General features: G+C 74.8%; 13 protein-coding genes. 9 read left to right on the plus strand and 4 right to left on the minus strand.

Annotation, left to right across the window (positions count from 1 at the left end):
• The 6 genes from ABD223_RS15575 to ABD223_RS15600 form a co-directional block, all read left to right on the plus strand.
• Positions 1–2,180 (plus strand): lantibiotic dehydratase (locus ABD223_RS15575; RefSeq protein ID WP_344036932.1); only part of this gene is annotated, 2,180 nt, incomplete at its 5' end.
• A 15-nt stretch (positions 2,181–2,195) separates the two neighbouring features.
• Positions 2,196–2,378 (plus strand): hypothetical protein, encoded by a 183-nt coding sequence (locus tag ABD223_RS15580; protein ID WP_344036933.1) that lies wholly within the window; start codon positions 2,196–2,198, stop codon positions 2,376–2,378.
• A gap of 44 nt (positions 2,379–2,422) precedes the next feature.
• Positions 2,423–2,605 carry a hypothetical protein gene (locus ABD223_RS15585; protein ID WP_344036934.1) on the plus strand — a complete coding sequence of 61 codons (183 nt, stop codon included), beginning with the start codon at positions 2,423–2,425 and terminating at the stop codon, positions 2,603–2,605.
• A gap of 82 nt (positions 2,606–2,687) precedes the next feature.
• Positions 2,688–3,824 (plus strand): lanthionine synthetase LanC family protein, encoded by a 1,137-nt coding sequence (locus tag ABD223_RS15590; protein ID WP_344036935.1) that lies wholly within the window; start codon positions 2,688–2,690, stop codon positions 3,822–3,824.
• 67 nt (positions 3,825–3,891) lie between these two features.
• Positions 3,892–4,443, plus strand: a complete 552-nt coding sequence (locus ABD223_RS15595; RefSeq protein WP_344036937.1) for a Chromate resistance protein ChrB — start codon at positions 3,892–3,894, stop codon at positions 4,441–4,443.
• Positions 4,444–4,476: 33 nt separating this feature from the next.
• Positions 4,477–5,658 (plus strand): MFS transporter, encoded by a 1,182-nt coding sequence (locus ABD223_RS15600; protein WP_344036938.1) that lies wholly within the window; start codon positions 4,477–4,479, stop codon positions 5,656–5,658.
• Positions 5,659–5,688: 30 nt separating this feature from the next.
• Here ABD223_RS15600 and ABD223_RS15605 read toward each other — a convergent pair whose 3' ends face one another.
• Positions 5,689–6,351 (minus strand): TetR/AcrR family transcriptional regulator, encoded by a 663-nt coding sequence (locus ABD223_RS15605; RefSeq protein ID WP_344036939.1) that lies wholly within the window; start codon positions 6,349–6,351, stop codon positions 5,689–5,691.
• Positions 6,352–6,440: 89 nt separating this feature from the next.
• Here ABD223_RS15605 and ABD223_RS15610 point away from each other — a divergent pair, with 89 nt between their 5' ends.
• A complete protein-coding gene (locus ABD223_RS15610; RefSeq protein ID WP_344036940.1) occupies positions 6,441–7,004 on the plus strand; it encodes an NADPH-dependent FMN reductase in 564 nt (187 codons plus the stop codon).
• Between the two features lie 187 nt (positions 7,005–7,191).
• Here the strand turns inward: ABD223_RS15610 and ABD223_RS15615 are convergent, their stop codons facing one another.
• Complete coding sequence (locus ABD223_RS15615) at positions 7,192–7,362, minus strand: TetR/AcrR family transcriptional regulator (RefSeq protein ID WP_344036941.1); 171 nt, start codon at positions 7,360–7,362, stop codon at positions 7,192–7,194.
• Between the two features lie 100 nt (positions 7,363–7,462).
• Here ABD223_RS15615 and ABD223_RS15620 point away from each other — a divergent pair, with 100 nt between their 5' ends.
• Entirely contained in the window at positions 7,463–7,927 is a 465-nt protein-coding gene (locus ABD223_RS15620; RefSeq protein ID WP_344036942.1) for an SDR family NAD(P)-dependent oxidoreductase, read from the plus strand.
• Positions 7,928–8,064: 137 nt separating this feature from the next.
• Positions 8,065–8,460 (plus strand): hypothetical protein, encoded by a 396-nt coding sequence (locus ABD223_RS15625; RefSeq protein WP_344036943.1) that lies wholly within the window; start codon positions 8,065–8,067, stop codon positions 8,458–8,460.
• 111 nt (positions 8,461–8,571) lie between these two features.
• Here ABD223_RS15625 and ABD223_RS15630 read toward each other — a convergent pair whose 3' ends face one another.
• The gene (locus ABD223_RS15630; RefSeq protein ID WP_344036944.1) at positions 8,572–10,164 is read right to left on the minus strand and encodes a carboxylesterase/lipase family protein; all 1,593 of its coding nucleotides are present in this window, start codon (positions 10,162–10,164) and stop codon (positions 8,572–8,574) included.
• A gap of 141 nt (positions 10,165–10,305) precedes the next feature.
• Entirely contained in the window at positions 10,306–11,718 is a 1,413-nt protein-coding gene (locus ABD223_RS15635; protein ID WP_344036945.1) for a cytochrome P450, read from the minus strand.
• Between the last annotated feature and the right edge of the window lie 215 nt (positions 11,719–11,933).

Consider the following 11,933-nt stretch of genomic DNA (forward strand, 5'->3'; position numbering starts at 1 on the left):
TGCTGGAGGTGCGGCGGGCCGCGCACGGTGGCCGCCCGCTGCCCGGCGGCGACGTCCTCGCGCTCGCCCGGCGCGCCGCGGCCCGGGTCGACCCGCCGTGCGCGATCGGGCTGGACCGCCTGGCCGTCCACGCCCGTGCGCGGCAGGAGGCGGACCGGCGGCTGCGCGACGACCTGGCCGCCGAGCGGCGCAGGGTGGCGGGGCTGCCCTGGCGGCTGCTGCGGTCCTCGCCGGTCGGGTCCGCCGCGCTCGTCCACGACGCCGCCGACCTGGTGGCGGACGTGGAGCGCCGGTTGGCGGCCGGCGAGTCGTGGGAGGGCAAGCGGCTGCGGCAGCGCGCGGACCACCTGTGGCGGCTGATCGCGCGCGGGGCGGTCAAGACCACGCCGCGCAGCTGGTTCGGGCACGTGGCCCCGGCCCCGACCGGGGTCGGGCCGCTGACCGCGGGCGCGTTCGCCGCGCACGAGGTGCCCAACGTCCACACCGCAGGGTCTCGCGCGGGCGAACTGGCGCTGACCGGCCTGCACTGGTCCGAGGGCGGGTTCCTCGTCACGTGGGCCCCGCACGAGCGGGAACCGGGGCGGTTGCGCGAGGTGCGGGTCAGGGACACCCCGGCGCTGCGCGCCGTGCGCCGGGCGCTGGCCGGCGGGCCCCGACCGGGCGACGAGGTGGCGACCGCCCTGCTCGGGGCGCGCGCCGACGACCCGAACGGCCGGGCCGCCCTCACCGCTTTCCTCGACCACCTCGTCGGGCTGGGCGTGCTGCGGCGCGGCCGGGACGCCGTCGAACGGGCCTCGACGTGGGGCCCGGCGCGGGCGGAACCGAGGGCGGGCGACGACTTCCTCGACGTGCACCGGCGGGTCACCGGGGCGGCGCCGGTCCCGGACGAGGAGGGCGTGCGCGCGGCGGTGGGGGTGCTGCGGCGGCTGGACGCCCTGGTGAAGGCCGACGCCCCGGCCCCGCCGTCCCCGCTCCACGACCTCCTGGACGAGCGGCCGACGCCCGTGCCGGACCTGGTGCGCCGGTTCCTGGCCGACCGCCCCGACCACCGGCCCACGACCGCGGACGGCGGCGCGTGGCCGGTCGCGCGGGACCCCGCCTCGGGGTACTCGGCGCTGCTGCGCCGGCTGGCCGACCGCCCCGACGAGCCGGGCGGCGCGGTGGAGCTGACCGACGACCTGCTCGACGCGGTGGGCGCGCCCCGGCCCTCCCGGGACTGGCCCGTGGACTGCCTGCTGCGGCCCCTGCCGCCCGGACCCGGCGCTCCGGCGGCCGTGCTGGACACCGCGGTGCCCGCCGGGACGCTCGACGCGCGGTTCGCCCGGGGCCTGCGGCTGGTGCACGGCGTCGAACCCGGACCGGTGACCGCGTACCGGGAGTTCCTGCGGGAGTTCGAGCGGTCCCGAGGCGGCCGGCTGGTGGAGGTGCTGATCCCGCCGCACAACGCCCGCTCGGCCAACACCGTGCGCCGGCCCGCCTGCACCGACCTGTGGACCGGGGACCCGGACCACCGCCCGTACTTCGGGGAGGAGCACCCCGGGCGGCACGTCCCGCTGGACGCGATCACCCTGCGCCGCGAGGGGCGGACCGTGATCGCCGAGGCGGGCGGCGAACGCCTGTGGCCGGTGCACCACGCCACCCGGATGCCGTTCCCGCCGTGGGACGTCGCCCTCTCGCTGCTGCTGGTCGCCGGGCCGCCGGAGGTGCGCCGCTTCGGCCGGCACCGGGCGGGCGCGCTCGCGGCGTTCCCCGGACGCCGGCACCTGCCGCGCCTCACCGCCGGGTCGCTGGTCGTCAGCCGGGCCCAGTGGCGCGTCCGGCGCGACGAGCTGTGGAGCCCGGACGCGGGTGTCGAGGAGCGGTTCCGCGCCCTCGGCCGGCTCGCCCGGACCCGGTCGCTGCCCCGGTGGGTGTTCGCCGGACCGCCGGGTGGCAGGGCGATGCCGGTCGACCTGGCCGGGCTGCCCGCGCTGCGCGTGCTCGACCGGGTCCTCGCGGGCCACGACGAGCTGTTCTTCACCGAGATGTTGCCGACCCCGGCGGACTTCCCCGTCGAGGACGGCGCGCACACCGCCGGTGACCGCCTGGCGTGCCAGCTGCTGCTGCGCCTGCCGGTGACCGGCGAAACGGACTCCTCGCCCAGCGGGGTGGGAGCGGCACCAGTTGCCGAAGCGGTGTGAAGGGAGACAACGACTATGGAGCAGGCGATCCTGGAGCCGGCCGAGTTGGACACGCTCATCAGTGATCTGGAGGAGCGCATCGGCGAGGTCCGGTTGGTCAACCCCGCGGAGCCGATGGCGTTCAGCGAGGACCAGTGCAGCGTCCTGGCGTGCTCGCTCATCGCCTTCTGCGACGACGACAGGAGCGACGCGTTCTGATCGCGGTGGAAGTGGCCGAAGCGGTGTGAAGGGAGACAACGACTATGGAGCAGGCGATCCTGGAGCCGGCCGAGTTGGACACGCTCATCAGTGATCTGGAGGAGCGCATCGGCGAGGTCCGGTTGGTCAACCCCGCGGAGCCGATGGCGTTCAGCGAGGACCAGTGCAGCGTCCTGCTGTGCTCGCTCATCGCCTTCTGCGACGACGACAGGAGCGACGCGTTCTGATCGCGGTCGGAACCGGGCAAGGGTGAGAACCGGGGTGGGTGGGTCCACAGTGGACCCACCCACCCCTCGTGGGAGGAGTTCGATGGTCAACGCCGTGGGGGAGCACCCCCTGCTGGACGACCTGGCGCACCGCGCCCTGCGCGGGTGGGCCGGACGCGGGGACCCGACGCCGGACCCGGGACCCGTGGTGCTGGCGTCGACCCTGCCGCCCGGCGACCCGGTCGTCGCGCTCGTGGCGCGGGCCTGGCTGGGCGGCCTGCGCCGAGCCGCGCCCGCCCACCCCGGTGTGTTCGGCGGGCTCGCCGGGCAGCTGGTGGGGCTGCGCCTGCTGGCCGCGGTCCACCCGCCCCTGGACCGGGCGGCCGACGCCGTCTCCGCCGCGCTGCGCCGCCCCGCGACCGCCGAGCGGGACGGCCTCGCCTACGGCGATTACGACCTCGTCGCCGGACCGGCCGGCGTGCTGCTGGCCCACTGCGTCCCGACGGACCACCCCGCTGGGGTGGAGGAGTTCGCCGCCCGGTTGACCGCGTTGTGCGGCAACGGCGTGGAAGGGCTGCGGTGCACCGCGTACGACGGGCACGAACTGCTGAGCTGGATGCAGGGCCGGGTCAACGCGGGGCTGGCGCACGGCGTGCCCGGTGTCGTCGTGGCGTTGGCGGCGGCGCTCCGCGCCGGGGTCGACGTGGCCGACCCGCTGCGCCTGCTGGGGCGGTGGCTGGCCGACGAGGCGCGCCGCGACCCGTTGGGCGTCGTGTCGTGGCCGACGGCCGGGGGAGCCCCGCCCCCGGAGCGGGCCGTGCGGCGGCAGGCGTGGTGCTACGGCTGCCCCGGCGCGGCCTGGGCGCTGTGGGAGGCGGGCGACGCGCTGGGCGAGCCGGGGTTCGCGGTGCTCGCGACGACGGCGATGCGGTCGCTGTGCGACAACTACGACGAGGACTTCCACCTGTACGGCGACACCGGGTCCGACCGCCTGGCCGTCTGCCACGGCGCGGCCGGGGTGCTGGCGGTCGCCGACGCGTTCGCCACCCACGCCGGCCTGCCCGAGGCGGCCGCGTTGCGGCAACGCCTGGCGGACCACCTGCGTCGGAGCGGCGACGAGGTGTCCGACCTCGCGCGCACCGACATGTCGCTGCTCACCGGCGCCGCCGGGGTGCTCGCCGCGCTGCGCACCGCGTCCGGCGGCCCGCGCGGCTGGCTGCCCGCCGTCGGTCTGCGCTGAACGCCCGGTTCCCGGGGCACGGGCGCATCGCGACTCATGAGATGTAACAGCTGCTACATTCTCCCGTGTGACTGAGCAGCGTGACCCGTCCCGGTGGTTGGTGCTGGTGGTGCGGGTGCCCGCCGAGCCCAGCCGGCACCGGGTGGCGGTGTGGCGGGAACTGCGCCGCGTCGGGGCGCTGTCCCTGGGGCAGGGCGCGTGGGTGGTGCCGGACGTCCCGGTGTTCGCCGACGGGGTGGCGCGGGTGGTCGAGCTGGCCCGGCGCGGCGAGGGCGAGGTGCTGGTGCTGGACGCGGCCGGGCGGGCCGAGTCGGACACCGCCCGGCTGGAGGCGCTGTTCACCGCCGAGCGGTCCGAGGAGTGGGCGGAGTTCCTGGCCGACTGCGGCAAGTTCGACGCCGAGATCGACAAGGAGATCCGCACCGGCAAGTTCACCATGGCCGAGCTCGAAGAGGAGGAGCAGGGCCTGGAGCGGCTGCGCCGCTGGCACCGCGACGTCAAGGCCCGGGACGTGTTCGGCGCGCCCGCCGCGGTCGAGGCCGAGCGGCGGCTCCGGCACTGCGCCGACCGGCTGGCCGACTACACCGAGCGGGTGTTCCGTGCCCTGCACCAGATGTGACCCCGCCGGCGCGGCGGAGCGGCGGAGGCCCCGATGAGCGGCGGATCACGCGTGCGGACCACCAGGGGCCGGCTGCTGCCCCTGTACGCGGCGGGGTTCGTCACCGCGTTCGGCGCGCACGGCATCGCCGCGAGCCTCGGCGACTACACCGGCGCCGACGGCGCGGCCTCGCTGCTGGCGCTGGGGCTGTTGCTCGCGGTCTACGACGGCGCGGAGGTCGTCCTCAAACCGGTGTTCGGCTCGCTGGCCGACCGGGTCGGTCCGCGCCCGGTGCTGCTGGGCGGCCTGCTGGCCTTCGCCGCCGCCTCCACGGCGTTCGTGCTCGCCGGAGACCCCGCGCTGGTGGGCGTGGCCAGGTTCGGCCAGGGCGCCGCCGCGGCGGCGTTCTCCCCGGCGGCGGGCGCGCTGGTGGCCCGGTTGTCCCCGCCTGCCGGGCACGGCCGCGCGTTCGGCGGCTACGGCGCCTGGAAGGGGCTCGGCTACACCCTCGGCCCCGTCCTGGGCGGTGTCCTGATCTTCCTCGGCGGCTACCCGCTGCTGTTCGGCGCGCTCGGCGGGCTGGCGCTGGCCGCGGCGGTCTGGGCGGCGATCGCGGTGCCCGCCGAGCCGCCGCTGCCGCGGACCCGGCAAACCGTCCTGGACCTGGCCCGCCGCCTGGGCTCCGGTGGCTTCCTGCGGCCGACCGCCACGCTGGCGGGCGCGACCGCCGCCCTCGCGGTCGGGGTCGGGTTCCTGCCCGTCGCCGGCGCCGCGCACGGCCTCGGCCCGCTCGCCACCGGAGCGGTGGTGTCGCTGCTGGCCGCCACCGCCTCCCTGGTCCAGCCGTGGGCCGGGCACGCCCGCGACGCCGGCGACCCCGGGGACGCCGCGGGCATGGCCACCGGGCTCGCGCTGGCCGCGGCGGGCACGGCCGCCGCGACCGTCCTGCCCGGTGTCGCCGGGTTGGTGGCCGCCGCGCTCGCCATCGGCGCGGGCACCGGCCTGGCGACCCCGATCGGGTTCGCCCACCTGGCCGCCACCACCCCGGAGGAACGGCTCGGGCAGACCATGGGTTCCGCCGAGGTGGGCCGCGAGCTCGGCGACGCGGGCGGCCCCCTGCTGGTCGGGGCCCTCGCCACCGCGGGCACCCTGGGCCACGGCCTGCTCGGCCTCGCCGCGCTGCTCGCCGGGATCGCCGCGGTGGTCGCGCTCACCGCACGCGCGCGGACCCGCTGACCGCCCCTCCCGGACCGCCGCGGCCGGCGGTCAGGCGAGGTCGGCGACCGCCCTGGCCACCTGGTCGCGCCACCCGGCCTCCAGCCGCGCCAGGTCGAAGCCCCGCCGGGTGATCAGGTGGTCGACCAGCGCGGTGTCCAGGGACGACAGCAGCGCGTGGGCGGTCAGCTCCACGTCCGCGGTCGTGCCCGCCTGCCGCAGCAGCACCACCACGTGGGTCAGGCGCAACCGGTACGAGGGCACGGTGAAGCGCCGGGCCGGGGCCGGGTCGGCGGCCAGGTACATGTCCAGGTGGGCGCGCTCGTGGCGCACCACGGCCGGCCCGAAGGCCAGCAGGCGCGCGAGGGGGTCGGCGCCGGGCCCCAGCGGCGGCGGACCGCTGAGGAACGCCTCCTGCAACCGCCGCTCGTGGTGGTCGAGCAGGGCGAGCAGCAGGCCGGCGCGGTCGCCGAAGCGCCGCGACACCGTGCCCTTGCCGACCGAGGCCGCGGCGGCGACGGCCTCCATGGTGAGGTTCGCCGCGCCGTGCTCCGCCGCCAGCCCGGCCGCGGCCTCCAGCAGCCGGGCCCGGTTGCGCGCCGCGTCGGCCCGCAGGCGCGGCCCGGGGTCCAGCACCGGCAACGCGGTCGACGGGGCGGCGCGAGCCCCTGGTCGGTCGCCGGGCTCCGGTGGCGGAGAAGTGGCGTCGATCACCTTGGCAGCCTAACCGGAAGAGAAACGGGCCACGGTCCGTTTGAGTCGGGTGCAGTGCTCGACCACACCCACAGGGGAGATCAGGAACCATGACCCTCCACATCCTCGCGCTCGTCGGCAGCCTCCGCTCCGGCTCGCACAACCGCCAGCTCGCCGAGACGGCGGTCCGGCTCGCCCCCGAGGGCGTCGAGATCGAGGTGTACGAAGGGCTGGCCGAGGTGCCCTTCTACAACGAGGACATCGACGTCGAGGGCATCGCGCCCGCCGCCGCGACCAGGCTGCGCGAGGCGACCCGCCGCGCCGACGCCGTCCTGCTGTTCTCCCCGGAGTACAACGGCACCATCCCCGCTGTGTTGAAGAACGCCATCGACTGGCTGTCCCGGCCCTTCGGCTCGGGTGACCTGAAGGGCAAGCCGGTGGCCGTGATCGGCACCGCGTTCGGCCAGTACGGCGGCGTGTGGGCGCAGGACGAGGCGCGCAAGGCCGCGGGCATCGCCGGCGGCGTCGTGCTCGACGACGTGACCCTGTCGGTGCCGGGCTCGGTCACCCGCTTCGCCGAGACGCACCCGGCCGACGACCCCGAGGTCACCACCAAGCTCAGCGAGGTGCTGGCCGGCCTGTCCGCCCGCGTCGCCGCGCACACGGCGGCCTGATCGGCGTGGCGCGGGCGGGTCTCGTGCCCGCCCGCGCCGCCCGCGCTCGGGCCGATCAGCGCCCCGGCGAACACCGCGGCTGTGTCACCTGCTCGGGCGACAGCGCCTCGAAAACCAGCCCGCGGACCGCGTCCACGTGGCCGGGGCAGCCGGTTCGATCAACCTTCACGCGTTGCGCACGGCTGCTTCAGTTGGTGGTCTTCGCCGTGCCGTCGGACACCCCGGCCGCCTCGGCGACCTTGGCCGGTGAGGCGCCGGCGTACCCGGCGTCGAGGAACAGCCGGGTGGCGGCCTCGACGATGGCCGCCCGCTTCTGCTCGGCGACGCGCCGGTGGTAGGGCGAGGGCTTCGTCGTCATGGGCGCCACTCTACGCGAGGCGAGTCACTTGACTCACCATATTTTCGCAGGGAGGACCGCGTCATGGGGCGTTTCGACAAGCAGACCGTTCTCGTCACCGGTGGCACCGGCGGTCAGGGTGCCGCCCACGTTCGGGCCTACCACCAGGAGGGGGGCGAACGTCGTCGTCGCCGCGCTCTCCGAAGGTCGTGGCGAGGAACTCGCCGCCGAACTCGGCGAGCGGGCGCTGTTCGTCCGCCTGGACGTCACCGACGAGGACGCCTGGGCGGCGGCGGTCACCGGGACCGGACGCCGGTTCGGCCCGATCGCGGTCCTGGTCGACAACGCCGGCGTCCAGAAGAACCCCGCGGCGCCGATCGAGTCCACCGAACGGCGGGTCTGGGACCGCGTGCTCGACACCAACCTCACCGGCACGTTCCTCGGCACCAAGACCGCGACCCCGTCACTGCGCCGCAACGGCGGCGGGGTGATCGTCAACATCGCCTCCACGATGGCCCACGTCGGCACCCCGTCCTACGCGCCGTACGTCGCCGGCACCTGGTCGCGGCGGCGAAGAAGACCGTGACCGCACGCAGCACATGCCGGTACGTCGGACCGCGGCGACGCGCCCGGGCCGCGGAACGGACTCTGTAGCGGCACGCCGCGGTCCACGGCCTGCTCGACCAAGGCATCGGGCTGCTGGAATGCGCACGAGGACTCGGCGTGTCGCTCAACACGGTCAAGCGCTACGCCCGCATCCCCTCCGCCGAGCAGTTGCGCCGCCCGCCGCCCTGCCGGCGCAGCACGGTCGACCCCTGCCGCGACCACCCGCGCCGCCGCCTGCCGCGGCAACCCGACGTCCCGGTCACCCACCTGCTTGCCGAGGTTCGCGTCCTGGGCTACCCCGACAGCGCCAACCTGCTGGTCCGCTGCCTCGGACAAGGCCGCGCCGGACCCGACCGCGTCCCGCCCTCACTGTGGCGCCTGGTCACCTGGCCGACGAGCAAGCCCGAGGACCTGCCCGCCCACCACCGTCGCCACCTCGATGACCCGACCACCAGCCGTCCGCCGCCGAGGGCGCGATCTCGACGCCTGGATGGATGCGGTTCCGGCCGATGATCCGCCCGCCCTGCACCGCTTCCTCCACGGCCTGCGCAAGGCCACCCACGGACGGGCAGGCTTCGCCCGCTGTGCAAGCGGATCCCGCTCGACCGGCGTCCAGGGCGGGCATCAGTGTGGTCGGCGTGGGCCGTTGCCGAAGCCGATCGAGTTCCAGAAGGCGCACTTGCTTTCCGCGGCCACGTCGGTGAGGCGGATGCCACCGCCCGTCGGGATGTCCAAGGACAAGACGTTGGCGCCGGCGCCAGGGCGGTGGCGTGGCCAGTCGGGCAGGCCGTTGCGGTTGGGGTCGCCGGTGCGGGCGAAGGTGGTCCAGTAGTCGATCATCGTGTTCGACAAGCCGCTCTGGGGCCCGGTCAGCGGCGCGCCGAAGACGCCGGCGAACAGGTAGGGGAGTTCGGTGGCGTGCATGGCGCCCTCGTCGAGCCCCGGGAGTTGCACCGGCACCGGGGCCGTGCGCTCGGCGAACTGGTACGCGTACACCGGCACGGGGCGCGGTCTGGCCGAGACCAGGCGGTAGCCGGCGAGGTGCTCGCAGGTCGCGAGCGTGTTTCCCGCGTGGGTGACCACGGTCGACAGGGCGATGGCAGGGCTCGGGAAGTCGGCCAGGGGGTACTGGGCGAACACCTGGTCGGCCGCGTCGCCGAAGGTCTCGCGGATGCGCCGTTCGAAGATCTGCGGGGTGACCGGGTTGCCCCGGGCCTCGAACTCCAGGCCGATGTAGAGGCGCATCTCGTCAAGGGTGTTGCCCATGATCAGCGGGACGTGGTTGAAGCGGTCGAGGCGCAGTGCCTTCGGCGGGTGCAGGGGCAGTTCCCGACCGCCGACCACCGGGAAGCCGCCCGGCCAGGACAGGGTCAGCTCGCGGACCGGCTTGGTGCGCATACAGGCTGCGGCGGTGGTCGGGTCGGGACAGCCGAAGCGGACAGCCAGCTCGGTGCCGGCGGTTTCGGCCTGCTCGCCGGTGGCCAGTTCGCTCGCACAGCTGAAGCTCTGGGCGATGGCCCGGTGGAACAGGCCCGCGGCGGTCGGCGAGGTCAGGTTCACGCACACGCTCGCCCCGCCGGCCGATCCGCCGAAGATCGTCACGTTGCGCGGGTCGCCGCCGAAAGCGGCGGCGTTGCGCTGCACCCAGCGCAGGGCGGCCTGCTGGTCCTGGATGCCGTAGTTGCCCGACCGCGAACCGGGGGACTCGGAGGTCAGCGACGGCAGGGCCAGGAAGCCGAACGGGCCGAGGCGGTAGTTGATGGTCACCACCACGACGTCACCCCGGGCGGCGAGCGTGCGGGGGTTGTAGACGGCGCCCGCGCCGGTGGTGAACGAGCCGCCGTGGATCCACACCATGACGGGCAGCCCTCGGCCCCTGCGGGGTGTGGCGACGTTGAGGTACAGGCAGTCCTCGACGAAGCTCTCCGGCAGGCCGAAGTCCGAGGGCTGGGCGCACGAGTTGCCTGGCTTGCCGGCGTCCAGCGGCTCGTGCCACGGCTGCACCGGTTGCGGTGGGCGCCACCTCAACTCGCCGACCGGCGGCGCGGCGAACGGGATGCCCTGGAAGACCCGCACGTCCCTCTCGACCACCCCCCGCACGGGTCCCTCGACGGTGTCGACCGAGTCCTGTCGTCCGACCGGGTCGGCGATCGCCTGGCTCATCCCCGAGACCAGTCCCGCCACCCCGAGCAGGACCAGCAGCAGTCGACGCCACATCGCGCTCTCCCATCAGCATGTCCCGGTCGCCTCCACCTCACCATGGCACAGAAGACCGACCGCGCCAAAGGCGACAATCGGGTGCAGTGGTGAAACTCGTCCGTTCGCGCGGGTGTCGATTATCGAGTCTTTATTGGACGATCAAACCCGGCGCAGCACCGTGGGCAACCCGTCGTTGGGCGCGGGTAGCGAAGTGAATCTCCACGGCGCCTCGTAGGACTCCGGGTAGCTCCACTCGTAACGGCGCAGCAACGCGTCCAGGGTCGCCTTGACCTTCAGCATTCCCAGTCGCATCCCGATGCACTTGTGCGCGCCCCAGCCGAAGGGCGTCCAGGCCAGCCGGTGTCCCGAGTCGCCGCCGCGGTCGAAGCGCTCGGGGTCGAACCGGTGCGGTTGCGACCACAGCTCGGGCATCAGCTGGTTGACCCCCGTGCACACCGACACCAGCTGCCCCGCCGGGATGTGGTGCCCCAGCACCTCGGTGTCCTTCACCGCCACCCGCATGAGGATCGGCGACGGCGACACCAGCCGGATGCTCTCCCGGACCACCAGGTCCAAGGTGGCGAGCCGGTCCACACCCGCAGCGTCCCGCGACACCACCCCGACCGACTCGGCGCGGGCGCGCTCCTGCCAGGCCGGGTGCTTGCCGAGGAAGTAGACGGAGGCCAGCGTGGCCGCCGTGGTCGTGTCGTGGGAGGCGATCACGGTGAACAGCGCGTGAAGTGCGACCTGCCGGTCGCTGAGCCCCTCGACACGGCTCAGCACCGAGAAGAAGTCCTCGCCCGTGGTGCGGGCCCGCACCACGGGCACCGCCTGGTGCAGGTACCGGATGAGCCACGTGCGAGAGCGGTGCGCCCGGTGCCACAGCGTGCCGGGCAGCCGCACCCGGGCCAGCGCGGTCTCGGCGCGGATGCACTCCTCCACCGCGCCGACCAGCCGCTGCCCGACGCCCTCGTGGGGCACGCCCAGGAACGCCCGCGTGGTGATCTGCCCGGACAGCTCCCGTGCCGCGCTGACCAGTCCGAACCGGGACCCGACCGGCCACCGGTCCAGGCGTTCGTCCAGGTCCTCGACCATCAGGCGCAGGTACCCGCGCACCGCCTCCTCGCTGTAGGCGGCCTGCACGAGGCGGCGGTCGGCGAGGTGCTCGGGCGCGTTCATCGCCAGCAGGCCACCGTCGAACCACGGGCCGATCACCGCCGGCCAGCCGCTGGCGAACGCCTTGTCCCGGTTGGCCAGCACCGCCTGCACGGCCTCCGGCCCGGCGACCGCGACGACCTTGCGACCGAACGCCTGCCACCACGACACCGGGCCGTGGCGGCGCATCAGCGCAAGCAGGAACGCCGGGCCGTAACGCACGGTGTGCAGCCCCATCCCGATGAACGGCAGGCCCCGGTCGCCGGGGATCGGTTTGAGCGCGCTGTCGGCGCGTGGCACGGCCAACGCGGCCGGGCGTCGGGGGGCGCGCCCCAGCAGCGCGTCCAGCCAGTGGTCCGAGCCCATCTCCACGAGTCCGCGGTTCTCGGCGCGGGCCTTTTCACCGTGTGGTGCCATGTCAATCGCCCTCCTGGCCGTCGTGGCTGTGGCATTTCGTGTGCAGCGCAAGCTTCGGCATTCCGAAGCGCTTGTCCCGCCGGTCACGCTTCATGTCGCCGGACATTCCTCCGGTTGAGTGACAACTTTGGTTGACCGTGTAAGCCGGGGAAAGTTCCGTCAATTGTCCGTTGGGTCGTGTGCAGTATTCGTTGCGCCAAACAGGTCATCTTGAC

It is taken from the genome of Saccharothrix xinjiangensis, from assembly GCF_039527585.1.
Taxonomy (GTDB): domain Bacteria; phylum Actinomycetota; class Actinomycetes; order Mycobacteriales; family Pseudonocardiaceae; genus Actinosynnema; species Actinosynnema xinjiangensis.

Excerpts from the sequence above, each read along its gene's own strand:
- ABD223_RS15580 (WP_344036933.1), top strand. The coding sequence starts at position 2,196 with ATGGAGCAGGCGATCCTGGAGCCGGCCGAGTTGGACACGCTCATCAGT.
- ABD223_RS15585 (WP_344036934.1), top strand. The coding sequence starts at position 2,423 with ATGGAGCAGGCGATCCTGGAGCCGGCCGAGTTGGACACGCTCATCAGT.
- ABD223_RS15590 (WP_344036935.1), top strand. The coding sequence starts at position 2,688 with ATGGTCAACGCCGTGGGGGAGCACCCCCTGCTGGACGACCTGGCGCAC.
- ABD223_RS15600 (WP_344036938.1), top strand. The coding sequence starts at position 4,477 with ATGAGCGGCGGATCACGCGTGCGGACCACCAGGGGCCGGCTGCTGCCC.
- ABD223_RS15610 (WP_344036940.1), top strand. The coding sequence starts at position 6,441 with ATGACCCTCCACATCCTCGCGCTCGTCGGCAGCCTCCGCTCCGGCTCG.
- ABD223_RS15615 (WP_344036941.1), bottom strand. The coding sequence starts at position 7,362 with ATGACGACGAAGCCCTCGCCCTACCACCGGCGCGTCGCCGAGCAGAAG.
- ABD223_RS15630 (WP_344036944.1), bottom strand. The coding sequence starts at position 10,164 with ATGTGGCGTCGACTGCTGCTGGTCCTGCTCGGGGTGGCGGGACTGGTC.
- ABD223_RS15635 (WP_344036945.1), bottom strand. The coding sequence starts at position 11,718 with ATGGCACCACACGGTGAAAAGGCCCGCGCCGAGAACCGCGGACTCGTG.